This window comes from Pseudovibrio sp. Ad26 (assembly GCF_001623285.1).
GTDB lineage: Bacteria > Pseudomonadota > Alphaproteobacteria > Rhizobiales > Stappiaceae > Pseudovibrio > Pseudovibrio ascidiaceicola.
In genome coordinates this window covers 191104-213596 of record NZ_LMCE01000047.1, presented here as the reverse complement: position 1 = coordinate 213596, position 22493 = coordinate 191104, and the positions used below count along the sequence as shown (strand labels likewise).

The window sequence follows — 22493 nt, the reverse complement described above, 5'->3', positions numbered from 1 at the left end:
CATAGCAAAGGGTTTTTGCACCTTAAACTCTGTGCGCTGTTTTCTATGACAGCACATTCTGTTTGATTGCGGCAGCATCTGCCTTCTGATGCGAACAGATCGGACCTTTGCAGGTGATCCGTGCCCATAGCAATGCATGTCTATATTGCGTTTGTTGTCACAACATTGATTATCATGTCTGTGCCTGACGCCAGCAAAATGTTGATCCTTTCCAGATCCGCATCTGGAGGAACTTTTGCAGGTCTCTTTACACTCATCGGCGTCAAAGCAGCGGAAGCCATTCAGGTGGTGTTGGTCTCTTTTGGTCTTTCCTGGCTCATTGTCAGCTATCCTTATGTCTTTGAGGCCGTGACTGTTTTAGGGGCGGCTTATCTGATTTATCTCGGCCTTCGAAGATGGAGAGCCGCAAGCCGCAGGATTGCCGAACCCAGCAGTCAGGGCTCAGACTTTCTCACGGGTTTCATGATCAGCATTGCCAATCCGAAAACTCTCATTTTTCTGGCAGCTCTTTTCCCTCATTTCCTCAACCACGCGCATCCGATAGATGCCCAGTTTGTCGTTCTCGGCACAACATTTCTATTAATTGCGACCTGTCTGGATCTGCCACTTGTACTTGGTGGCGGATTGGTTGAACGGTTGTTCCGATCCCCGCGAGTGGAAGACGTCCTGAAGCGGTTCAACAGTGGTGTCCTGCTCACTGCCGGAGTTTTCCTTATGGGATTGCTGGTTTTTCGATGAAACACGGAGCATGCATAAAACTCTTCGTGAAATCCCAAGAGTTTGATTGGGGAACTCATGCATGTTTGGGACCATACTCTACAATAGCTCGCACTCAGCTGCTTGCGTTCACCATTACAGATTTGGGTATCAAATCCAGATGATGAATATCAGCCTTTACCTTGGATTTATTGTAGCAACATTCGTTTTGCTGGCGATCCCCGGCCCTAACGTGATGATGATATTGGCCAAGTCCACTCGTGAAGGTACTTCAACAGGCCTGATTGTTATGGCTGGCATGACAATCGCGCAAGCTATTCAGATCCTTGCCGTTGTGCTTGGCCTTTCCTGGGTGGTGCACACCTACCCTGACGCCTTCGAGATTATTCAGCTTGGGGGAGCAGCCTATCTGATCTTTCTGGGCATCTCCAGCTGGCTGCGAGCGGGGCGGCATGACAAGATAGAAAGCCGAGGCCGGAAGCATTTGAAAGTTGGCTTCTTTGTTGGTCTTTCGAACCCAAAATCACTGCTGTTCATGGCTGCTTTTTTTCCGCAGTTCATTGATAAGGTATATCCGCCAGACCCACAGCTGGCGGTGATGGGTGTGACTTATCTTGTCATGGCGGTGCTCATTGATGGGTTAATTGCCGTGCTTGGCGGGTATTCCCGCAGCTGGTTGTCAGCACCCACTGCAAAATTCAAGCTCGATCGGGTTTCTGGAGCTGTTCTGGTTTGTGCCGGATTGGTACTCGCCTTCTTGCATTGACCCTCAAATACTTGGGAGCGATGGCCTTCCCTCCTCCTTTATTGAATAGTAAGCCTTGAAAGTGCACGGATTGTTCGCCACAACAGAGCAAATCCATTATTTCGGAGTTTTACCCATGAGCGATAAACCGATTGATCTTCTCCAGACTTCTGGACTGGACGAGGAAACAGCGCGCCAGATTACTGCTGCAGCGCTGAAAGGCGCCGACGATGGGGAACTTTATCTGGAGTACAGCCAGAACGAGGGACTTGTGTTCGACAACGGACGCCTGAAGTCCTCCACCTTCAGCACTGGTCAGGGATTTGGCCTGCGTGCTGTTGTGGGTGAAGCTTCTGGTTATGCCCATTCCGACGACATTTCTGAAGCTGCTTTGAAACGCGCAGCTGATGCAGTGGCTTCTGTACAGAGCGGCCATTCCGGTACCTATGCAGCGCCGCCGGCTCGCACCAATCAGAAGCTCTACACAGATGAAAACCCGATTGGCAGCCCGAGCTTTGCTGAAAAAGTGCAGCTGCTGCAGGAAATTGACGCCTATGCACGCGCAAAAGATCCGCGTGTGCAGCAGGTAACTGTGTCTCTTGCTGGCAGCTGGAAGACAGTCGACATCCTGCGTGCTGACGGTCACCGTATTCGTGATGTACGTCCTCTTGTGCGCCTCAACGTTTCCATTGTGGCTGGTGACGGCGACAAGCAGGAGACCGGCTCTTTTGGCTCTGGTGGCCGCGAAGGGTTTGGTGAGTTTGTTGCTGAGACCAGCTGGCAGCATGCCGTTGAAGAAGCTCTGCGTCAGGCTCTGGTCAATCTGGAAGCGATCCCTGCTCCTGCAGGAACGTTTGACGTGGTGCTAGGTAATGGCTGGCCGGGCATTTTGCTGCATGAGGCCGTGGGGCATGGCCTTGAAGGTGACTTCAACCGAAAGAAAACATCTGCGTTTGCAGGCTTGATGGGACAGCAGGTTGCCGCAAAAGGTGTGACCATTGTTGATGACGGCACAATCTCCAAACGTCGCGGCTCTCTCTCTGTTGATGATGAAGGTACGCCGACTGGCCGGACCACACTCATCGAGGATGGTGTTCTTGTTGGATACATGCAGGACCGTCAGAACGCACGCCTGATGGGTGTTGAGCCAACTGGTAATGGCCGCCGTGAGTCCTTCTCACATCAACCTTTGCCGCGCATGACCAATACGATCATGGAGGCTGGCAATGATGACCCGCAGGAGATCATCGAGAGCCTTGAAGACGGCATTTATGCTGTTTCCTTCGGTGGTGGTCAGGTGGATATCACTTCTGGCAAGTTCGTGTTCTCCTGCACGGAAGCTTATCGTGTTCAAAACGGCAAGATTGGCGCCCCAGTGAAAGGTGCAATGCTGATTGGTAATGGTCCAGATGCGCTCAAACGCGTGTCCATGATCGGCAACGACATGAAGCTGGATCCGGGTATCGGAACCTGCGGTAAGGCCGGCCAAGGCGTGCCAGTTGGTGTTGGACAACCGACCATGCGCATCAATGAAATGACGATTGGTGGCACGGCAACCTGATTGGTTCAGACAGATGCTCTGAGTTTGAAAGGGGCAGAGATGCCCCTTTTTCTTTGTGGTGATGCTTCTAATCCCGCAGAGGGATTATAGGCACCTTGCCCGCACGGATGCGGTTGGTTCTCCAGTTCATCACGTGACGAATACCGTTCTCATAAAGCACCTTCATCACTGGCAAAAACGCCTGCATGTGCTCGGCGTAGAAATCGTCTGGGCTCGTATATGTACCAAAGTCATTGTTGATGCCTGTTTTCTGGATGTAGGTGTCCTGCCCTACCCAATTGACTTGTGGCTCGCTGAGGCAGTTGGTGCCAACGCCATAACCACATAGAGATTGTCTGCTTGGTACGAACTTCTGCTGCAAGGCGGAGAGAAACACATCATCCAGAATGAAGCCTTCCAGATTGATCCAGCGGTCCTCCAGATAGATCTCAACCCACGAGTGGAGAATGTTATCCGGGGCGATCTTATGGACCAACTCCGGCACCACACCACGCTGTAGCTCTTTATGGATAGTGAAGCCGTGCAGACGGCAGGGAATTCCAACGGCTCGCATCAGTGCCATGAGGAGAGTGCCTTTGGTGTTGCACTGCCCTATTCCATCAGCCAGCACCTGACTTGCTGGAATATTGTCTGCTTTGTTGTAGCCAAACAGAATTTCATTGCGGACAAAGTCGTAGACTGCTCCAGCGCGATCAAAGAGAGGGAGGTCCTTCCATTTGCGCTGATCGACAAGCTTCCGGATTGCTGGCGCTCTAAAGTTGAGTAGTGGGGTTTCCTTGAGCAGGATGTCTAATTGCGTGTTGGGTCGGTCTAACATTTTGCGCCTCCAATCGAGAATGAATCGACTGTAAAGGCTCTAGTCACTGTAGGTTCAAGCGCTAAATTGCGTCTTGTTTCACTACAACCTGAGAGCTCAAACTGGCACTTCGTTAAGGGTCCTGAAGATTTACCTCAGCTTGTCTGCAATCCGTTCAAACCGAATTTACGCTGGGTCTGTAGCTTCTTGCAAAAATAATGATGAGCCGCACCCTTTCATGATCACACTCCACCAACTGGATTTTGTGACAGACATCATGCTGTTTCTAAGCATGGCGATTCTGGTGGTGCCGTTTGCCAAATTGATCCGGGTTGGAACCATCGTCGGCTATTTGATAGCGGGCGTTATTTTAGGGCCGTGGGGTATTGGGCAGTATCTTGGCAGTCCCTTTAGCGCTCCTGATGAGCTGCGGCCCATTGGTGAGCTTGGCGTGGTCATGCTGCTGTTTCTGATCGGGCTTGAGCTGAATCCTGGCCGTCTATGGTCTTTGCGTAAGGAGATTTTTGGCTCAGGGTCAGCTCAAGTAGGATTTTCCGCGCTTCTGATTGGGCTTGCTATCTATTTTGCGGGACTGACCTGGCAAAAATCTCTCATTATTGGCCTTTCGCTCGCGCTTTCATCAACGGCTCTTTCCTTGCGTATTTTGCAAGACCGCGGTGATCGCACGACGCCGATGGGGCAAACATCTATCGCAATCTTGCTGTTTCAGGACATGATGATTGTTCCCATTCTCGCGCTGATGGCGATTGTGGCGCCTGTTCCTATCGATACGGGCCAACGGCCAGGTTGGGAGACGGCGTTGATTATGGCTTCGACCGTGCTTCTGTTGGTTGCTGTTGGCCGCTATCTGCTCACCCCATTGTTTCGGCTGTTTGCCCGTATTGGTGCTCGCGAGATGATGACAGCCTCTGCATTGCTCACAGTGCTTGGCGCAGCAACACTGATGAAAGCGGTGGGTCTTTCGAGTGCATTGGGCGCGTTTATTGCGGGTGTGATGCTGGCAGAAAGTTCTTTCCGGCATGAGCTTGAGGCTGATCTGGAGCCTTTTCGCGGCTTGTTGCTCGGGTTCTTCTTCATCACGGTCGGCATGTCTATTGACCTCAACTTTGTCTATCAGAACTGGGTGATGGTGCTTGCCTGCAGTTTTGGTTTGATGGTCGTGAAGTGTCTGAGCATTTTTTCTGTCACCCGCCTGTCCGGTCACACACCAGAAAACAGTTTGCAGATTGGTGGTTTGCTGGCTCAGGCTGGAGAGTTTGGGTTTGTCATCTTCTCAGCATCCGTCGCCGTTGATTTGCTGAACCCGCATCAGAGCAGCCTGCTCTCCGCAATCATCTCTTTCACCATGGCGTTTACTCTGCTGAGCGTTTGGCTCTCGCAATGGTTTGGCGTGAAGCTGAGGCCTGAGCCCGTGAAACCGGATATACCCAATACAGAGGGAGGCCGCACCAATGTGCTGGTGATTGGATTTGGGCGTTTTGGGCAGCTTGCCTCTCAGATGCTGATTGCGCAGGGCTCAACCGTGACCGTTCTGGATACAGACGCACAGCATATCCGGGAGGCCTCTCGGTTTGGCTACCGGATTTACTACGGAGATGGGCGACGACTGAATGTTTTGCGGGCAGCAGGGGCGGAAAATGCTAGTGTGATTGCGGTTTGTACCGAGCGGGCCGAAACAACGAGCCAGATTGTACGCATGACGAAAACACAGTTCCCACTCGCCAAAATCTTTGCCCGCGCCCACGACCGTCGTCACGCTATTCAACTTGTGACAGCGGGCGCAGACTATCAGCTGCGTGAGACCCTGGAGTCGGCTTTACAGTTCGGGCGGGAAATACTGGAGGAATTGGGCGAGGATGAAGACCGCACCTATGAAATTCTTGCGGATGTGCGGCGTAGAGATGCAGAACTTTTGGCATTGCAGCAGGTGGGTGGCCTGTATGCGGGTTACAAGCAATTCAAGCTGCCCGATGTGCCTGTGAAACCTTTGATCAAACCGAAATCAGAATCAACTGCCCTGAACGAACCTGCACGCCGCCTTGCGGAGGCCGAAAAGAAGGCAGAGAAGGAACAATCAGAGAATTCTGAAAAAACTTCACCACACAAGCCATCTTCAGACTAGCTTTATACGGAAAACTACATTTTCTCTTAGATAGAATTAAGGTATTTCCCTCAGAATCGACAGAAATCAGAAAAGTCTGTTTTAGTAATTTGAATTCCGCTTTTTAGGATGCCAATGGCAGAAGCTCACGTCCCTCCGTTCTTTATCGAAACCATTGTGGTTCTTTCCGCTGCAGTTATCGCTGTGCCCATCACCAAACGGCTTGGCCTTGGTGCTGTCGTTGGCTTCCTTGCTGCTGGGATGGCAATTGGCCCATATGGCATTGGCTTCTTCAATGAACCGGAGCGCATACTAGGTTTCGCTGAACTTGGGGTCGTTCTGCTCTTGTTTGTGATCGGGCTAGAGTTGGAGCCTGCCCGATTATGGACCATGCGGCGAGACATCTTCGGGCTTGGGACGGCACAGGTTGTTATCTCAGGCTTGATACTGACCTTAGGCGCTATGGTGTTCGGTCTGTCCTGGCAGGTTGCGCTGATTGCCGGACTTGGTCTTGCCTTGTCCTCCACGGCATTCGCCCTGCAAATGCTGCAGGAGCGCGGACACCTGAGCACCAAATATGGCCAACGCGCCTTCGGTATCTTGCTGCTGCAGGACATGGCTATTGTGCCTTTACTTGCAATGGTCAGCATTTTGGCACCTGCTGAAGCGGATGTGGAGGAAGCTTCCATTGCGATGCAGGTGATCACTGTCATCGCGGCAGTTGGCTTTGTGATCTTTGCAGGTCGCTTTCTACTTTCTCCCCTCTTCCAGCTTTTGACGGCCTCTGGCGCTCGCGAGTTGATGATAGCGGCTGCACTGCTGGTTGCGCTTGGCAGTGCCGGGCTTATGAGCCTTGTCGGTCTTTCCATGGCCCTGGGCGCTTTTCTTTCTGGTGTGATGCTAGCGGAATCCAGTTACCGGCATACGCTGGAAGCGGATATTGAGCCGTTCCGCACTATGCTCATGGGCCTGTTCTTCATGACTGTGGGGATGGCGCTCGAACTTGATCTGATTGTCGCAAACTGGCAGCGTGTTGTTTCTGCGGTTGTCTTGCTCATGCTCACCAAGGGCGTTCTGCTCTGGGGCTTATCGCGTTTGTTTGGCTCTTCTAACTCTGATGCTCTGCGCGTGGCGGTCACTCTTCCACAAGGCGGGGAGTTTGCCTTTGTGCTGTTTTCAACGGCCACTGCAGCGGCAATCCTGCCAGAGGAGACTGCGAATATCCTCAGCGCTATTGTTATTTTGACCATGCTGCTCACACCACTTGGAGCTGTCGGTCTGGACTTTGTTGCTGAGCGCATGAAGAAGCGTGGTGACACCACCAACAAGATCGAGACCTTTGAGGATGCTTGCCCCAGCGTGTTGATCGTTGGATTTGGGCGGTTTGGCATGATGGTCGCACAGATGCTGACCTCTGAGGGTATTTCCGTCACGGCTCTCGACAACAAGCCGGACCGGATCAACTATGCCCGCCAATATGGCTACAAGGTTTATTACGGGGATGCGACGCGACCCGACGTGCTCAAGGCTGCTGGTGGTGATAGCGCGACTCTGATCGCACTCTGCATTGAGGATGATCGCGTCATGAAACAGGCAATCCTGCAAATCAGGTCTGCGTTCCCAAATGCTGCGCTTTATTGCCGTGCCACAGATCGCGCTCATGCGCTTGACCTCACTCGTTTGGGCGTTGACTATCAGATCCGCGAGACTTTTGAGTCCAGTTTGACCTTTGGACGCAAAGCGCTTGAGTTCCTTGGTTTGCCAGCAGATCGTATTGACGAAGTTGAAGATGATGTTCGCAAACGGGATGATGAACGTCTGACACTTCAGCTTGCTGGTGGTGATCTTGCTGGCTCTGACAAGTTGCACCAACGCACTCCGCGCGACGATGGTAAATCAGAAAAACCTGACTGATTAAATCAAGTTATCAGAGCCCTGCTCTTGACGCTGACTGATTTGAAGCACATTTATTGCGAGGGTGCCTGGCATCCTCTTCTCAACATTTCGTGATCTGCGGCACTGCTTTCTCGCAGAGACCACATTAATCCCTATGGTTCGATATGGCTGGTGAATACTCAATCGGAGATCTTGCGAAGAAGGCTGGTGTTAAAGTCCAGACTATTCGTTTTTACGAACAAAAAAAGCTGCTTCCGGAGCCCCCACGCACTGAAGGTGGCCAGCGCCGTTACAGCGAAGATCATCTGAACCGACTGTCTTTCATTCGCCATGGTCGCGATCTCGGTTTCTCTCTGGAAATGATCGAGAGCCTTATGCTGCTCAAAGAACATCCTGAAGACGATTGCGAAGGCGCAGACGAGATTGCACGGGCTCACCTGACTGAGGTGGAAGACAAAATTATTCGTCTCCAAAGCCTACAAACCGAGCTGAAAAAGATGCTGAAACACTGTTCCAGCGGAAAGATACATGATTGCAGGGTCATTGAGGCCCTCTCTTGCGATTGCTATCAGCATCGCCAAAAGTGAGTTTTTATGTCCAGACCAACTTCATCCGGCGCACGGGATGCAAAATTCACCTATGGCTCGACCATGCGCCATGTCCTGGTGATGACATCCACCGGCTCAGTCGGATTGATTGCTATTTTTCTCGTTGATTTTGCAAACCTTTTTTACATAGCACAGTTAGGTATTGAAGAACTTGCGGCGGCAATTGGCTATGCCGGAACCATCATGTTTTTCAACTCCGCCATTGGCATCGGGCTTTCCATTGCCGCCAGTGCTTCCGTTGCCCGGCGTATCGGGCAAGGTGATGTTAAAGGCGCATATCGCCTTGTGAGCATGTCTCTTATAATATCGACCCTAATATCACTTGCTGTGGTAGCTGGAAGTCTGGCGTTTCTGGATGACCTGGCGATGTTACTTGGTGCTTCCGGGCGCACGCTCGATTTCACGCTGCTCTTCCTTTACATCGTCGTGCCTTCCATGCCGTTCCTTGTTGGCGCAATGGTGCTTTCAGCGCTGCTGAGATCAGTTGGCGATGCACGTGGCGCGATGTTTGTGACCTTATCAAGCGGTTTTGTGACAGCCATTTTAGATCCGATCCTCATTTTCGGATTTGATATGGGTATCACTGGCGCAGCAATCGCATCTGTTGTCTCTCGCCTGGTGATGGTTGGTGTTGGCCTCTATATCCTGATCATCAAGCACAACATGCTCGGCAAGCCTGAGATTTCGAAAACTGTCAGCGATACGGTCGATCTGTTCAAAGTGGCGACGCCAGCCATGTTGACCAACATCGCAACACCAGCAGGTAATGCCTGGATTATTGCGGAAATGGCTCAGTTTGGTGATGGAGCGGTCGCAGGCTTTGCGATTGTTGGTCGGATTATTCCTGTTGCTTTCGGTGCGCTGTTCGCTCTTTCCGGTGCAGTTGGTCCCATTATTGGCCAGAATTTTGGAGCCCTGGAGTTCGACCGGCTTAGCAAGGTTGTGAAGGATTCTCTTTTGCTGATCGTGGTTTATACGCTGTCAGCCTGGGGTTTGCTGTTTGTGTTGCAGGAGCCATTGGTGCAGTTCTTCAATGCTGAGGGTGACAGCGCTTCGCTGGTCTTCTTCTTCTGCACATTTGCGGCAGCTGGTTTCCTGTTCAATGCTGCTTTGTTTGTCACCAATGCAGTCTTCAACAATCTGGGTTTCCCAATCTACTCCATGCTGTTCAACTGGGGCAGAGCAACTCTTGGGACTATCCCGTTCACCATTGCCGGTGCGTACTTCTATCAAGCAAACGGTGTTCTGGCAGGACAAGCCATCGGCGGTGTTGTTTTCGCCTTTCTGGCCCAATATGTTTGCTGGCGAACGATTGAGAAAATCCGCAAGGAAAAACTAGCAGCTGCATAAATGCTGCCAGATTTATTTGCATAAGATGCATGTTCTTACCGCTGGCCTTTTTAGGGTTTGAGCGGTAAGAAAGGAAAAACGCAACAACTCTGGATGCTGAAATAATGAACCGTTTTGAACAGCCACGCGTTCCAACAGAAGCACGTATCCAATATCTGGATGGTGATTATCAGGTGAAAGCACCCGGTAACTTTGTGAAGTGTGCGATCACTGGCAAAACGATCATGCTTGAAGAACTCAAGTACTGGAGTGTATCTCGCCAGGAAGCGTACATTGATGCAGATGCTGCCCTTAAAGCCTATGAGAGCAACGGCCTACAAGCCTAAGGCTTTTCGCAGTCCAACACAGGTTTCAGGCGCTCAATGAGGGCGTCTGGATCAGCGATTTTCATCTCCACTTCCAACACACTTGCCACGCTTGCAAGCCGCGCAATAGATTGCTCTTCGCGGCCATCCAAACGCACGTAATCTTTTGTGGTCGTGATTGGCAGCAAGTCCTGCGCTTCAGCTTCACGCAGTATCAGGCGCGCGTCGTCTTTCGTGAAGTAATGATGATCCGGGAAGGACATGGTCTCAACGACCTCAGCTCCCGCCTCCCGCAGGCTGGCATATAGCTTTTCAGGGCGGCCAATTCCCGCGAATGCAAGCACGCGCTCCCCGTCTAAGGCATCTGCGGACACAGGACGGATTGCGGCGTGCATCAAATCGATCCCAGCTTGCTGTGCCGCCATCTGCTGATCGATACTCGCATCGCCCTCACCCACAACCATCAGCAGGCCAACCCGCTGCAGCTGTTTCTTGAACGGCATTCTCAATGGACCCGCCGGAATACATCTAGCATTGCCAATACCGGTCTTCGCATCCAGAAGAACGATGGAGAAGTCCTTATGCAAAGACGGGTTCTGGAATCCATCATCCATAATGATGACAGAAATATCCTGCTCTTCCAAAAGCTTGGCACCAGCTGTGCGATCAGCAGAGATCACTGTTGGGCCACGGCGTGCCAATAGCATCGCTTCATCGCCGACTTCTGCGGCGGCATATTTTGACGGCTCTACGAGCAGCGGTCCTTTAATCGAACCTCCGTAGCCACGCAGAAGAAAGCCGGGTTTGTGGCCAGCCTCTTTCAACAGAGCATTCAACGCCAGCGCAAATGGTGTTTTACCGGTTCCGCCTGCTGTAAAGTTGCCAATGCAAATGACAGGTTGACGGGCTTTGTATCTGGGATTGTACCTGAAACGACGTGTCGCCATGTAGCCGTAGAGCGCACCCAAAGGGCTCAAGAGTTTGGCTTGCCAGGTTCCGTTTTTCGTCCACCAAAAGTCAGGAGCGTTCATCGTCTACTCCTTCCCTGCTGCTCGTTGCTTCACTGGCAGATACTGCTGCAGCTCAAGTTGGGTCGCTGCCAGAGCGCCCCGTCCAGATTCAACCAGCGTTTTTGCTGTGTCAGCACGCTTTTGAACATCCGCAGGATTGTGAAGCAGGTTTTCGATCTGATCGGCCAACTCACTGGTGTTGTGTACCAGAAGAACGCCTTCTTCCTTTGAGAAGTGGCGATAGATCCATGCGAAATTCTGAGTGTGCACACCAGATAAGATCGCGCAGCCGATCTGCGCAGGCTCAAGGAGGTTATGTCCACCGATTGGCCTCAGAGAACCACCCATAAACACGATTGGAGCAACACGGTAGAACAAGCCTAGCTCTCCGAGTGTGTCAGCTATATAGATATCGGTCGCATTGGTAATGGCTTCGCCCCGAGAGCGCTGAGTGCACACAAGGCCCATCTGCTCCAGCTCTTCGCGAATTTCCTGTGCCCGGACCGGATGCCTTGGAACGATAATCGTCAGCAAGCGATCAAACTTGTGCTTGAGCTCTTGATGGGCCTTGGCAACTTCAACTTCTTCTTCTGGGTGCGTGCTGGCTGCAAGCCATCGTGGGCGACCTTCGAGCTGATCTTTGAAGTCAGCGAGTTCTACCGGATCACACTCAGGAATATTGCCGTCAAACTTGATATTGCCCGTAGGTCTGACGCGGATTGCTCCCAGTTGCTTGAACCTGGCCGCATCATCATCTGACTGGGCGAGCACGCAATCAACGGTTCCAAAGACTGAATAGGCAAAGGAGGGAACACGGTTCCAATTTGAAAAGGAGCCTTCTGACATGCGTCCATTGACGATGATCAGTGGGATTTGCCGCTTTTCCAACTCATGGAATGTTGCCGGCCAGATTTCTGATTCAACTGTGATTGCCAGACAAGGTGACCAGTGGTTCAGAAATCTCTTGATGTTGCCGCGCGTATCGTAAGGAACAAACTGATGGATCACGCCCTCTGGCGCAGAGGCTTCAACCACCTGCGCAGATGTCAGTGTCGCTGTTGTGAGCAGTACTTTGGAACCACCGTCAACGACTTGCTTTGCAAGCGGCAGGACGGCATTGGCCTCCCCTACACTTGCTGCATGGATCCAGATCAGGTTGCCAGATGGCCGCTCTTTCGAGGCGACACCAAACCGTTCCCCTTTGCGGTTCTGATCTTCTTTGCCCTGGCGGGCGCGCAATTTATACAAGCCAACAAGGAGCGGCGCGGCCAGACGGCCAAGACCTTGATAGACTCTGAAGATCACTGAACTCATGGGACCCAGTTCTGCCAGTGTTTGTTATTTGCCTGATTTGGCGATGGCGTAAGCTTTGTCAGTTATTTCGTTCATGCTGTTTTCCAGACGCTGACGAATTTCCTCGACCTGTTCATCGCTTGCATCAGCCGGCACCGGAATAGGTTTACCAAAGCATAACCCAATATGGCTGAACGGCAAATTGATGGATGCCTTATCCCAAGTATCAAGGTCATAATGGCGGCTGGTTGCCATTGCTACGGGCAGGATTGGCCGACCGGAGTGCTTGGCCAGCTGTACGATGCCTTTGCCTGCCTTACGCGCAGGACCTTTGGGCACGTCCGCTGTCATGGAGACTGTGGCGCCTGCTTTGAGCACGCGCACAGCTTCAATAAAGCCGCGCATGCCTCCACGTTTTTTGATTTGACTGGAGCGCTGCGCACCAGCGGCCCGGATTGTACCGAGTCCCAGTTTTGATGCGCAAACCGCTTGCATTTCGCCGTCAGCACTGCGGGAAATCATAACCCTAATGTCCCAGTGCTTTGGACAAGCAAAGGGTAGCATGAAATGCTGACCGTGCCACATGGACGCGATGAATGGTGCACCCTCCTCATGTTCCTCATAAACCTCTGGAGGATCAATGGTGAGTTTACTGCTCTTGTAGACAAAGAGCAGATAATACGCCATGGCAGTGCCCGCTAGCTTCATGACAAGCGGGTGTTTGCCTAGTTTTTTCAACATTTCACAAGCCCATTTGAGTTCGGGCAGAATTCCCGGGAGGCGCAGTACTTACTTGGTTTCTGCGCCCGGATCAAGCAGACGGTGCATGTGTACAATAAAGTAACGCATCAATGCGTTATCAACGGTACCTTGCGCCTTTGCTTTCCACGCGACATGTGCCTCAGCGTAGTTCGGGTAGATGCCTACAATGTCCAGATCCTTAAGATCTTTAAAGCGAACATTGCTGATATCTTCTAATTCACCACCAAACACGAGGTGAAGTAGCTGCTGGTTTTCTTCTTGAGCACTCATAGTGTTCGCTCACCTTCTTCACAGAGAGTCCGACCGGAAACCGATAAGGATTAATCCTCTACGGATATTCCCTGAAGCCTTTTAAACAATTTGGCAGAAGATGCCACTAGTCCGGGGTGATTTGTTCTAGTTTTATTGTAGTAGAGGGTCGATCCAGACAAGTCTACTAACTGGCCCCCAGCCTCACTGATGATTAAATCCGCTGCGGCAAGGTCCCAATCGCGGGCTCTTGCACGCGCCAGACCTGCATCCAATTTCCCACAGGCAACCAGAGCAAAACGGTAGGCAAGTGAGCCCAGATAAGGACTGAACCGAATCTGTTCACTCTTTACGCCTTCTTTTTCAAGGAAGCTGACGGGGCCTGCGATGTAGGCGCCGGTGACGGACGGGCGATCTGAAACCACAATCTTTTCCTGATTGAGATAGCTGCCTCCTCCCTCTACGGAGGTGTAAAGCTCATCACGCACCGGGCAAAAAATCACGCCAGCTGTTGGGCGACCATTTTTGACCACTGCCAGCGACAGGCACCACTCATCACGTCCATTCAAAAACGCACGTGTTCCATCAATCGGGTCGATGATAAAAACTGTCTCATAGTCTTTTCGGACCAGATCGTCTTCAGTTTCTTCCGAGAGCCAGCCATAGTCGGGGCGTGCTTCGCGCAATTTAGATGCCAGAAACTGATCAACTTCGATGTCAGCGACAGATACAGGCGAGTCGCCTTCTTTGGTCCAGTTTTTTGGTGAGTTCCCAAAATAAGAAAGGGCGATCTTGCCGCCCTCCAGAGCTGCTGAAACCAACAGCTCTAAATCTTCCTGCACGCTATATTTGTTAGCTTCCGGCAATCGTCAGTCCTTCGATAACCACTGTTGGCGTGGCCACTGCATATCGTTCGTCCAGATCAGATGCCGGTGTCAGGTTCAGGAACATATCCTTGAGGTTGCCTGCGATGGTGATTTCGCTCACTGGATAGGCGATTTCGCCATTTTCGACCCAGTAGCCTGAGGCTCCTCGGGAGTAGTCACCTGTTACACCGTTTGCACCGTGACCAATCAAATCCGTTACCAGCAAACCTTCGCCGATATCTCTTAAGATTTCTTCCGGTGTTTTCTCACCCGCCTGAAGCGTCAGATTGGTTGCGCTTGGAGAGGTGGAGGACCCGGAACGGCGTGCACGGCCATTTGAGGTCAGGCCAAGCTCACGCGCTGCATATCCGTCAAGGAACCAATGGCCCAGAATACCGTCTTCAATCATGTTGAGGTATTCAGCACCGGTTCCTTCCGCATCAAACGGAGCTGTGCCGCCGCCGCGCGCCTTAAACGGGTCATCGGAGATGGTGATACCTTTCCCGAAGACCTGCTGGCCCATTTTATCTTTCAGGAAGCTGGTTCCACGGGCGATTGAGGCTCCGTTGATCGCGCCTGCAAAGTGACCAAGCAGGGAACGCGCTGTGCGTGGTTCATAAACCACTGGCGCCTTACGGGTTTCCAGCTGGCGTGGATTGAGGCGGCGCACGGTACGCTCTGCTGCAATCCGGCCAACTTCTTCCGCAGACATCAGATCATCCCAATAGGTGCGGGAATCGAACTCGTAATCACGCTCCATGCCGGTGCCTTCACCAGCAATGGCAGTCATGGAGAAGCCTGAACGAGAGCGTTGATAGGCACCAACGAAGCCATGGCTTGTGGCAAGTACGATGCCGGAAAGTCCCCAACTTGCGCCAGCACCGCCTGATTTGGAAACACCTTCAACAGCAAGAGCCGCAGCTTCTGCGTCCAGTGCGGTTCTGGTTAACTCTTCGGCATTCACCTCACGTGGATCTATCAGGTCCAGCTGAGGGATGTCTTTCAGGAGACGCTCAGGTTCAGCAAGCCCAGCGTATGGATCTTCCGGCGTGACCTTTGCCATTTCAACGGCACGGGCTGCAAGTTCAGCAGGGTCGTCACTCGCATTGGATGAAATGCTGGCAACCTGCTTGCCCACAAATACGCGGAGTGTCACGTCGTTGCCTTCTGCGCGGTCGGTGTTTTCAACCTTGCCTTCGCGCACGGAAACAGACAATGACATGCCCGTAACTGCGATTGCGTCTGCTGCATCGGCACCGGCTGCTTTTGCAGCTTCCACCAAGCTCACTGCCTGCTCTTCAAGCTTTGAATTGGCAATTGCGTCAGACATTCGCATGGACCTCCTGTTTTCTTGCTCTTCGTGTTTAGGGCGTGCCTGTCTCAAGAGCAAGCACACCTGCCAATAATCGCGGGGCTGTACGCAGAAATTGCAGCGGCTTGCCAAGCATGGCTTGGCGTATAAATGAGCCCACTTAAAGATAGTTAGAATTTTATCAAGTTCAGAATAGGTTCGCTAAGCCTCTTTAAAAACAGAGTTTTTTAACCATTCGAGTTAAGAACTTACGCAGATTCTACCCTGTAATTTTCCTCTAGTTTGAAAAGAAGATGAATTGAAACCTCCACACCTGTGGAGGGAGGGGCAGTTCCGTGATCAACTACAAATCGCAGTTTTTGGGCCTTGCGAGCAACGACAACCACATTAATCGTGTGAGTGTATCGCTGCCGTTTTGCATGCAGGCGGACCTTCCTGATGATCTTCTTGAAACACCGGGTGTTAACAGATCCGATATTCGCATTGATCCAGACAAGGTGCTTATACGCCGTGAGATGGGCGGTCTTCCGCTGACCTTAACGGTTCCGCTTGGGTCTTACTCTGGTGTTGGTGCCAGAGCGACAGTCAATGAGATTAGTGATGAGCTTGAGTATCAGGTCATTTTACTGCATCGCGATCATGCTTTGAGCATTCCGCTTTATACCAGCACAGATATGGAGCTGACGGCTGATTACTGGGAAGCCTGGTCAGATATTTTGGCACTACCGCTGCTCATGATTGATAGCGATGGCACCTCAAAGTTGGCCCGTCTTGGACTTAACACTTGCTCTAAAGGTGAGGCGCTGCCACGCAGAAAGCTTCGAGCGCTGACTGGGCGGCGCCCGCGTTTTCTTGTTGGCCGCGAAACAGGCAAACCAACACGTCTGCAGAAGATTTTCGCCAGCTCCCGCCGTTTCACATCTTTGCGGCGCTAAGACTCTTAGAGCCTGTTGTGTTCATTTGCATTCACATAACAGGCTCTCAGCCTTTATTTTCACGCGTATTCTTATCCGAAAACCGAAACCACTTTTCAGGAATACGCTCTAAAGGTAATAGGTCGCGAGGCCGTCCAGCACCAATCCGATAAACAGGATCAAGCCGAAGGTTGAGTTGGACTTGAAGAGCTGAAGGCACTGGTCGCCATCGTCAATGTCCAATACACGGATCTGGTTCAGCAGGTGAAACGCACCAAGCGCCAATCCGGCAAATGCAAGTGGGCCACTGCCTGCAGCAATGAAGGCGCCTGCAAACAGAACAACTGTTGCGCCATAAAGAATGACAAGAGCCTGACGGGTTTTTTCACCAAACAACCGCGCTGTTGAGCGTACGCCGACCAAAGCATCGTCCTCTTTATCCTGATGGGCGTAGATGGTGTCGTAGCCGATTGTCCAGAGGATGCCACCACAATACAACAGAACTGGCGCCAGTGACAGGCTGCCAAATACGGCTGCCCATCCCATCAATGCCCCCCAAGAAAACGCCAGACCAAGCACGAATTGTGGCCAGTCGGTGATGCGTTTCATAAATGGGTAGGCAGCAACAATTGCCAGAGAGGATATGCCCAGGACTATGGTGAAGGTGTTGAACTGCAGCAATACCACAAACCCGGCGAGCGCCTGCAACGCCATAAAGATTTTGGCTTGCTTGCTAGAAACCTGACCTGAGGGGATTGGGCGAGAGCGTGTGCGTTCGACCTTATCGTCAATATCTTTATCGACGATGTCGTTGTAGGTGCACCCTGCCCCACGCATTGCCACTGCGCCGATAAACATCAGCACTGCGTACCAGATGTTTGGAATGGCAGCTCCTGCCGCATTGGATGCGAGGGCTAATGACCACAAACATGGCCACATAAGCAGGTACCAGCCGATTGGCCGCTCCCACCTTGCAAGACGGGCAAAGGGACGAAGGCCTGGTGGCAAGCGCGTATCAACCCAATGACGCTTTACAGCATCTGCAACTGGACCAGTGTCTTTGGTATTGAACATTGCCACCTCACCGTATTCTTAGAGTCTGTCTGCATTCTCTTGCATTTTTGCAGCCAGATCCAATTTGGCTCTAAAAGCTGAGAGGAAATTCCTCTTCGTAGTGAATTGTCTTTTCCAACAGATCAACACTTTGCGTCAAGAAGCCAAATTCCTCGAAGAACTGTTTTCTGGTCTTTCGCTCCGGTCTCTTCAGCGAAACTTCCATTTTAACGACAGACTTTTGTGCCAGATCATCCTCCAATGCTTGCAGCACAGGAGGTAACAGTCGCTCAATCCCTTCCATTGGAGCGAGCGCTACCTGCTCAATGAACCCGACTTTGCCGCCGGCCCGTACGCTATACCGATAGCTTACGAGCACAAACCCGAGGCTTTTTCCCGTGCTCCTGATCAACCATGCTTGCCCTGCACTTGGGTCTACCAGCAATCTGCGGGCAGTTTCTTCCAGCGAACGAACCGGCTCTGAAAGGGTGTCTTGCTCTCCCCATTTTGCCAGCAGCTCGAAGAATTCATTCATAAACAGTGGTGTAACCAGCAACAGTTCGACTGATGGACGGGGCATTTTGGTCTCTCCAGAGCTGTTGTTCGTTTACTGTGAGCCATACTCATGCTACAGGCTGCATCACATCCTAGACGCACAACTGGGGAACCTGTTCCCTTCTTATTTTCAGGGTCTACTTCAATGAATATTCTGCTGATCGGTTCTGGCGGGCGTGAACATGCGCTGGCATGGTCTCTGGCGAAATCTCCGGTGCTGAACGAACTGTTTGTTGCCCCGGGCAATGCAGGCATCGAGCAATTTGCCAAGTGTATTGCACTGGACCCGACTGATCATCGCAGTGTTATCGAGTTCTGCCGCCTCCACGACATCAATTTTGTTGTAATTGGCCCGGAAGCTCCACTGGTTGATGGCCTGTCTGACAGTCTTACTCATGCTGGTTTGCGTGTGTTTGGTCCTTCTTCTGCTGCTGCTCAGCTGGAAGGGTCAAAAGGTTTCACCAAGGACATGTGCTCCCGCGCAAACGTGCCAACCGCTGCATATGGCCGGTTTGATAATGCCGAGGCTGCCAAGTCCTACATTCGTGAGCAAGGCGCTCCGATCGTGGTCAAAGCAGATGGCCTTGCTGCTGGCAAGGGCGTCATCATGGCCATGAACGAGCAGGAAGCGCTCGATGCAGTCGACAGCTGCTTTGACGGTGCCTTCGGTGATGCTGGTGCAGAAGTGGTTGTTGAAGAGTTTCTTGAAGGTGAAGAAGCCAGCTTCTTTGTTCTTTCAGACGGTAAGAATGCTCTCCCGCTGGCGACAGCACAGGATCATAAACGAGCGTTCGATGGTGATGAAGGTCCGAACACCGGCGGCATGGGTGCTTACTCCCCTGCCCCTGTGATGACCGAGGAGATGATGGACCGGGTGATGAGAGAAATCATTCACCCAACCATTGCAGACATGAAAGCGCAAGGTTGCCCGTTCAAAGGCGTGCTTTATGCGGGTCTGATGATCACCAAGGACGGTCCGAAGCTGATTGAGTATAACGTGCGCTTTGGCGACCCGGAATGTCAGGTTCTGATGATGCGCCTCAAGACCGATCTACTGCCGATTCTGCTTGGCTGCGCTGAGGGGACACTGGATCTGGTAGATGCAGAATGGCACACAGATCCTGCTATCACTGTTGTGATGGCAACCAAGGGCTATCCGGGTTCCTATGAGAAACTGAGCGAGATTAAAGGCCTGACTGAAGCCGCAGCTGACCCGGACGTGGAGATTTTCCATGCGGGTACGGTTTCTGCTGATGACAAATTGCTTTCAAATGGCGGGCGTGTTCTGAACATCACAGCGCGGGCGGCGACAGTTTCCCAAGCGCGTGAAAAAGCATATGCGGCCGTTGAGAAGATCAACTGGCCGGGTGGGTTCTACCGCAAAGATATCGGCTGGCGCGCTGTTGAGCGTGAGCAGCAGGACTAAGCGGTTCTTTACCCAATAACCTGAGTTCACAGAGAGCGGCTTTTCGAGCCGCTCTTTTTTGTGCCAACTGAAGTCATTGTCAAAAAAAATCCTCCGAAGCGAACTTCGGAGGAGTTAAATTTATCTACACTTTCAGTCGGACAACGACAGCCTGTGCCCAACCAACAGATCAAATTGATAAACTACCACAAACAACTGCACGAGGCGAAAAGTTGCCATGCAGGAGCTAAAGTGCAACCTCTAGCGACTTTGATTATGCATAAATGCACAACTCATAACAATGGGGGATTTTCCCTGATGCCTTAAAGTTGCAGAGGCCTAGGGCGAAAGCAACTGAAAGGTCATGGCACGGGCTACGGCATGCGTACGGTTCGTCACTCGCAGCTTTTTGCAGGCTCGTTTGATGTGATGTTCTACGGTTTTCTCTGAGAGGTTCAGGATGTGGGCGATCTCTTTATTTGCCCTCCCCGCCGTCAACCACAGCAGACATTCATGCTCTCTCGGCGTGAACCCGAAAAACTCACTCAGGGTTTCAGGTTCTTGCGCGTAGGTATGGAAAAGCTGCACTGCACCTTTCAGGATCGGATACTTCGCCGTCATCTGTGCATCAAAGCCGAGTTGTGTCCGTTCACAGGAGGCAAAGCTGGCGCCGCCAACCAAATGCTTGTTGGAACAGTCCACCGGGATGGTCACACCGAACTTCAGGCCCGCAGAGCGGACATCATGGAAGAAGCCTTCATCAATCTTCCCGGTTGGTCTGACGGTGTAATCCGTCCAGAGCTGATCCGCTTTCTTGCCGCTGAGCAGGTGATCCATACCGGGATCTTTGAAGTAGTAATGATGGCTGTTGTAATGATCGACCCAATCATCTGCGTGATTTGACAAGCAAATCGGCTGCCGGTCTTCTACACGGCCTTCGATTTTGGGAACGATGATGTAGGCGCCCTTTTCAAACCCCAGCTTTTCAGCAAAACTGGTAAGTTCTTCCCAGCGGCTTTGCAGGGACGAACAGTTCCATAGGTCTTGAGAAAACTGCAGTAGGTTTCGATCAAAGCCTGCCGGATAACCCATGGAATAGTTCATCATTTACACCGCAAGATTGGAGCCTTGCTTCATATCAACCAGCCAAGCTGTATGCTTAACTGCCACCAAATCAATTGATATGTTTGCCCCAGTGCCCATCTATTGTTTATCTATGTTCGTCATTCGTGATTATCACGGTATTTCTCTCGGTTTTCAATTGGAAAGCAAGCGAGAGCACCTATATTTTTAATGAGAGTTATTAAAGGATCAGGCTTTCAATGAGCACTCCCAAGATTGGCCTCGCCCTTGGTGGCGGAGGCGCCCGTGGTCTCTCCCATATCCCGGTTTTGCAAGCTCTTGATGACATGGGCATCACACCTCATGCCATAACCGGTACCTCCATCGGCGCTTTGATTGGTGCAGGATATGCAGGGGGCGTGAGCGGAGACGAGCTTGAGGCGTATACTCTTGAAACACTTGGTGAGTGGAAGAAGGTGCTCAGCAAGTTGGTTGAAGTGAGCATGCCCAAGCGCTTTGCAGACCTGCTTGGTGGTAAGTCCAGCATTGGTCAGTTTGATTCCAAACGTGTGCTGGAAGTCTTTGTGGGGGATGTGCTGAAGAATGATTTTTCCGAGCTTTCCATCCCGTTTCAGGCCATTGCCGCGGATTACTACAAGGCAGAGGAAGTGCGGTTTTCAGAAGGTAATCTGGTGGATGCTGTCTCAGCCAGTATCGCCATTCCGTTTGTCTTCAGGCCTGTGCACCTGAACGATACCGTTCTCATTGATGGCGGCGTTGTAAACCCGCTGCCCTTTGATGCACTACCGAGCGATTGTGACATGGTGATTGCGGTGGATGTAGTCGGCACGCCCAAAAGAAGTAAAAAACGCGATTTTCCCAGTGCAACAGAAAGCGTGTTTGGGGCGACCCAAATCCTCATGCAGACCATTTCTCAGGAAAAGTTGAAGATACGCGCACCTGATCTTTCAATCTTCCCAAACATTAAGCAGTATCAAGTGCTTGATTTTTTGAAGGCGCGAGAAATATTGGAGGATAGCGCCGGGCTTCGTGATGAGGTAAAGGTTGAGCTTGACCAAAAGATCGAGAACTACCTAATCTCTTGATAAGAAGAATAGAAAGAAGTGGAGTCTGGGTTGTCTATTCTGGACCCTGAGTGGCAAACACCGATTGCTGAAGGCAGAAAACTTCCTCCAGAAGTCCCCATTGCGGTGACGTTGAATGGAGAAGGCTTTGCTGTGTTTATGGCCACGCCCAGAGACCTGGAAGACTTTGCCGTTGGCTTTGCTATTAGCGAGTCGATTGTGTCCTCCATCAGTGATGTGCGCTCGATCAATCTGAATGAGCATGGCGAGGAAGGCATCAGCGTCAATCTGGATATTGATGATGAGTTGTTCTTCACGGCTTTGAAGCGCAAGCGCCTGCTGACCGGAACGTCTGGCTGTGGCCTGTGCGGTCTTGATAGCATTCGTGCCGCCTTACGTGCCCTCACCCCGCTTGCCCAGCAGCCTGCTCCCAAAACCGCGAGCATTGGGGCCATGTTTGAAGCGATGCAATCCAAGCAAAAGCTCAATGGCATTTATGGCGGTGGTTTGCATGCAGCTGCTGTGTGTTGTGGTGATAAGATACTGGCTGTGCGCGAAGATATTGGCCGGCACAACGCCATGGACAAAGCTCTCGGGGCTGGTGTGCGCAGCGACGAACCCGTTGATCTGGTCATCACAACGAGCCGGTGCAGCTCTGATCTGGTGCAAAAAGCCGTTAGCGCCCGCGTTGGAACACTTGCAGTCATGGCAACGCCCAGCGATCTGGCTGTCAAGTTAGCACAAGAGAATTGTTTAAATCTATTTAGTTGCAACCGTGGATACAGCTTCACACGCTACAGCTAGCGACTCATCAAGTTCGTGGGCGT

Annotated in this window: 22 protein-coding genes; 12 read left to right on the top strand and 10 right to left on the bottom strand. The window is 51.8% G+C overall.

Features of this window, described 5'->3' with window-relative positions:
* Window positions 1-120 precede the first annotated feature (120 nt).
* The 3 genes from PsAD26_RS07440 (at window position 121) to tldD (ending at window position 3023) form a co-directional block, all read left to right on the top strand.
* Entirely contained in the window at window positions 121-738 is a 618-nt protein-coding gene (locus tag PsAD26_RS07440) for a LysE family translocator (RefSeq protein WP_208985559.1), read from the top strand.
* A gap of 139 nt (window positions 739-877) precedes the next feature.
* Complete coding sequence (locus tag PsAD26_RS07435) at window positions 878-1483, top strand: LysE family translocator (protein ID WP_208985558.1); 606 nt, start codon at window positions 878-880, stop codon at window positions 1481-1483.
* 115 nt (window positions 1484-1598) lie between these two features.
* A complete protein-coding gene (tldD, locus tag PsAD26_RS07430; protein ID WP_063298805.1) occupies window positions 1599-3023 on the top strand; it encodes a metalloprotease TldD in 1425 nt (474 codons plus the stop codon).
* A 67-nt stretch (window positions 3024-3090) separates the two neighbouring features.
* On the opposite strand, the gene PsAD26_RS07425 is transcribed toward tldD, so the two are convergent.
* On the bottom strand, window positions 3091-3840 hold the full coding sequence (locus PsAD26_RS07425; protein WP_063309884.1) for a transglutaminase family protein: 750 nt from the start codon (window positions 3838-3840) through the stop codon (window positions 3091-3093).
* Window positions 3841-4057: 217 nt separating this feature from the next.
* Here PsAD26_RS07425 and PsAD26_RS07420 point away from each other — a divergent pair, with 217 nt between their 5' ends.
* The 5 genes from PsAD26_RS07420 to PsAD26_RS07400 all read left to right on the top strand — a co-directional run bounded on the left by PsAD26_RS07420 (window position 4058) and on the right by PsAD26_RS07400 (window position 10121).
* Complete coding sequence (locus tag PsAD26_RS07420; RefSeq protein ID WP_063310080.1) at window positions 4058-5962, top strand: monovalent cation:proton antiporter-2 (CPA2) family protein; 1905 nt, start codon at window positions 4058-4060, stop codon at window positions 5960-5962.
* Window positions 5963-6076: 114 nt separating this feature from the next.
* The gene (locus tag PsAD26_RS07415) at window positions 6077-7855 is read left to right on the top strand and encodes a monovalent cation:proton antiporter-2 (CPA2) family protein (RefSeq protein WP_063309883.1); all 1779 of its coding nucleotides are present in this window, start codon (window positions 6077-6079) and stop codon (window positions 7853-7855) included.
* Between the two features lie 146 nt (window positions 7856-8001).
* Window positions 8002-8424 carry a helix-turn-helix domain-containing protein gene (locus PsAD26_RS07410; protein ID WP_063309882.1) on the top strand — a complete coding sequence of 141 codons (423 nt, stop codon included), beginning with the start codon at window positions 8002-8004 and terminating at the stop codon, window positions 8422-8424.
* Between the two features lie 6 nt (window positions 8425-8430).
* Window positions 8431-9795, top strand: coding sequence for an MATE family efflux transporter (locus PsAD26_RS07405; protein ID WP_063309881.1), 1365 nt, complete (start codon window positions 8431-8433; stop codon window positions 9793-9795).
* Between the two features lie 104 nt (window positions 9796-9899).
* Window positions 9900-10121 (top strand): DUF2093 domain-containing protein, encoded by a 222-nt coding sequence (locus PsAD26_RS07400; protein WP_093517470.1) that lies wholly within the window; start codon window positions 9900-9902, stop codon window positions 10119-10121.
* On the opposite strand, the gene lpxK is transcribed toward PsAD26_RS07400, so the two are convergent.
* The 6 genes from lpxK to PsAD26_RS07370 are packed head-to-tail and all read right to left on the bottom strand — an operon-like array spanning window position 10118 to window position 15610.
* On the bottom strand, window positions 10118-11131 hold the full coding sequence (gene lpxK, locus PsAD26_RS07395) for a tetraacyldisaccharide 4'-kinase (RefSeq protein ID WP_063309880.1): 1014 nt from the start codon (window positions 11129-11131) through the stop codon (window positions 10118-10120). The two genes, PsAD26_RS07400 and lpxK, sit on opposite strands and share 4 nt — an antisense overlap.
* A 3-nt stretch (window positions 11132-11134) precedes the next feature.
* Window positions 11135-12424: a 3-deoxy-D-manno-octulosonic acid transferase gene (locus PsAD26_RS07390; protein WP_063309879.1), complete on the bottom strand. Its 1290-nt coding sequence runs from the start codon at window positions 12422-12424 to the stop codon at window positions 11135-11137.
* 24 nt (window positions 12425-12448) lie between these two features.
* A complete protein-coding gene (locus tag PsAD26_RS07385) occupies window positions 12449-13144 on the bottom strand; it encodes a lysophospholipid acyltransferase family protein (RefSeq protein WP_057462264.1) in 696 nt (231 codons plus the stop codon).
* A gap of 48 nt (window positions 13145-13192) precedes the next feature.
* Window positions 13193-13435: a DUF4170 domain-containing protein gene (locus tag PsAD26_RS07380; protein WP_057462263.1), complete on the bottom strand. Its 243-nt coding sequence runs from the start codon at window positions 13433-13435 to the stop codon at window positions 13193-13195.
* A 50-nt stretch (window positions 13436-13485) separates the two neighbouring features.
* On the bottom strand, window positions 13486-14280 hold the full coding sequence (locus PsAD26_RS07375) for a 3'(2'),5'-bisphosphate nucleotidase CysQ (RefSeq protein ID WP_063309878.1): 795 nt from the start codon (window positions 14278-14280) through the stop codon (window positions 13486-13488).
* A complete protein-coding gene (locus PsAD26_RS07370) occupies window positions 14267-15610 on the bottom strand; it encodes a TldD/PmbA family protein (protein ID WP_063309877.1) in 1344 nt (447 codons plus the stop codon). The genes PsAD26_RS07375 and PsAD26_RS07370 overlap by 14 nt, the downstream gene beginning before the upstream one ends.
* Before the next feature lie 317 nt (window positions 15611-15927).
* Between PsAD26_RS07370 and PsAD26_RS07365 the strand changes: the two genes are divergently transcribed.
* Window positions 15928-16527: a DUF6101 family protein gene (locus tag PsAD26_RS07365; RefSeq protein WP_063309876.1), complete on the top strand. Its 600-nt coding sequence runs from the start codon at window positions 15928-15930 to the stop codon at window positions 16525-16527.
* 108 nt (window positions 16528-16635) lie between these two features.
* On the opposite strand, the gene ubiA is transcribed toward PsAD26_RS07365, so the two are convergent.
* Window positions 16636-17580, bottom strand: coding sequence for a 4-hydroxybenzoate octaprenyltransferase (gene ubiA / locus PsAD26_RS07360; RefSeq protein WP_063309875.1), 945 nt, complete (start codon window positions 17578-17580; stop codon window positions 16636-16638).
* Between the two features lie 70 nt (window positions 17581-17650).
* The gene (locus PsAD26_RS07355; protein WP_063295488.1) at window positions 17651-18139 is read right to left on the bottom strand and encodes a hypothetical protein; all 489 of its coding nucleotides are present in this window, start codon (window positions 18137-18139) and stop codon (window positions 17651-17653) included.
* Window positions 18140-18259: 120 nt separating this feature from the next.
* On the opposite strand from PsAD26_RS07355, the gene purD reads away from it, so the two are divergent.
* A complete protein-coding gene (gene purD, locus PsAD26_RS07350; protein ID WP_063309874.1) occupies window positions 18260-19540 on the top strand; it encodes a phosphoribosylamine--glycine ligase in 1281 nt (426 codons plus the stop codon).
* A 318-nt stretch (window positions 19541-19858) separates the two neighbouring features.
* On the opposite strand, the gene PsAD26_RS07345 is transcribed toward purD, so the two are convergent.
* Window positions 19859-20626, bottom strand: coding sequence for a LuxR family transcriptional regulator (locus PsAD26_RS07345; RefSeq protein WP_208860111.1), 768 nt, complete (start codon window positions 20624-20626; stop codon window positions 19859-19861).
* A 215-nt stretch (window positions 20627-20841) separates the two neighbouring features.
* On the opposite strand from PsAD26_RS07345, the gene PsAD26_RS07340 reads away from it, so the two are divergent.
* Both PsAD26_RS07340 and fdhD read left to right on the top strand, forming a co-directional pair.
* Window positions 20842-21687 carry a patatin-like phospholipase family protein gene (locus PsAD26_RS07340; protein ID WP_063309873.1) on the top strand — a complete coding sequence of 282 codons (846 nt, stop codon included), beginning with the start codon at window positions 20842-20844 and terminating at the stop codon, window positions 21685-21687.
* Between the two features lie 30 nt (window positions 21688-21717).
* Window positions 21718-22470, top strand: coding sequence for a formate dehydrogenase accessory sulfurtransferase FdhD (gene fdhD / locus PsAD26_RS07335; RefSeq protein WP_063310079.1), 753 nt, complete (start codon window positions 21718-21720; stop codon window positions 22468-22470).
* Window positions 22471-22493 lie beyond the last annotated feature (23 nt).

What these genes read in the sequence shown, in the direction of transcription:
- PsAD26_RS07435 (WP_208985558.1), top strand. Translation starts at nt 878, where the DNA reads ATGATGAATATCAGCCTTTACCTTGGATTTATTGTAGCAACATTCGTT.
- tldD (WP_063298805.1), top strand. Translation starts at nt 1,599, where the DNA reads ATGAGCGATAAACCGATTGATCTTCTCCAGACTTCTGGACTGGACGAG.
- PsAD26_RS07425 (WP_063309884.1), bottom strand. Translation starts at nt 3,840, where the DNA reads ATGTTAGACCGACCCAACACGCAATTAGACATCCTGCTCAAGGAAACC.
- PsAD26_RS07420 (WP_063310080.1), top strand. Translation starts at nt 4,058, where the DNA reads ATGATCACACTCCACCAACTGGATTTTGTGACAGACATCATGCTGTTT.
- PsAD26_RS07415 (WP_063309883.1), top strand. Translation starts at nt 6,077, where the DNA reads ATGGCAGAAGCTCACGTCCCTCCGTTCTTTATCGAAACCATTGTGGTT.
- PsAD26_RS07410 (WP_063309882.1), top strand. Translation starts at nt 8,002, where the DNA reads ATGGCTGGTGAATACTCAATCGGAGATCTTGCGAAGAAGGCTGGTGTT.
- PsAD26_RS07405 (WP_063309881.1), top strand. Translation starts at nt 8,431, where the DNA reads ATGTCCAGACCAACTTCATCCGGCGCACGGGATGCAAAATTCACCTAT.
- PsAD26_RS07400 (WP_093517470.1), top strand. Translation starts at nt 9,900, where the DNA reads ATGAACCGTTTTGAACAGCCACGCGTTCCAACAGAAGCACGTATCCAA.
- lpxK (WP_063309880.1), bottom strand. Translation starts at nt 11,131, where the DNA reads ATGAACGCTCCTGACTTTTGGTGGACGAAAAACGGAACCTGGCAAGCC.
- PsAD26_RS07390 (WP_063309879.1), bottom strand. Translation starts at nt 12,424, where the DNA reads ATGAGTTCAGTGATCTTCAGAGTCTATCAAGGTCTTGGCCGTCTGGCC.
- PsAD26_RS07385 (WP_057462264.1), bottom strand. Translation starts at nt 13,144, where the DNA reads ATGTTGAAAAAACTAGGCAAACACCCGCTTGTCATGAAGCTAGCGGGC.
- PsAD26_RS07380 (WP_057462263.1), bottom strand. Translation starts at nt 13,435, where the DNA reads ATGAGTGCTCAAGAAGAAAACCAGCAGCTACTTCACCTCGTGTTTGGT.
- PsAD26_RS07370 (WP_063309877.1), bottom strand. Translation starts at nt 15,610, where the DNA reads ATGTCTGACGCAATTGCCAATTCAAAGCTTGAAGAGCAGGCAGTGAGC.
- ubiA (WP_063309875.1), bottom strand. Translation starts at nt 17,580, where the DNA reads ATGTTCAATACCAAAGACACTGGTCCAGTTGCAGATGCTGTAAAGCGT.
- PsAD26_RS07355 (WP_063295488.1), bottom strand. Translation starts at nt 18,139, where the DNA reads ATGCCCCGTCCATCAGTCGAACTGTTGCTGGTTACACCACTGTTTATG.
- purD (WP_063309874.1), top strand. Translation starts at nt 18,260, where the DNA reads ATGAATATTCTGCTGATCGGTTCTGGCGGGCGTGAACATGCGCTGGCA.
- PsAD26_RS07345 (WP_208860111.1), bottom strand. Translation starts at nt 20,626, where the DNA reads ATGATGAACTATTCCATGGGTTATCCGGCAGGCTTTGATCGAAACCTA.
- PsAD26_RS07340 (WP_063309873.1), top strand. Translation starts at nt 20,842, where the DNA reads ATGAGCACTCCCAAGATTGGCCTCGCCCTTGGTGGCGGAGGCGCCCGT.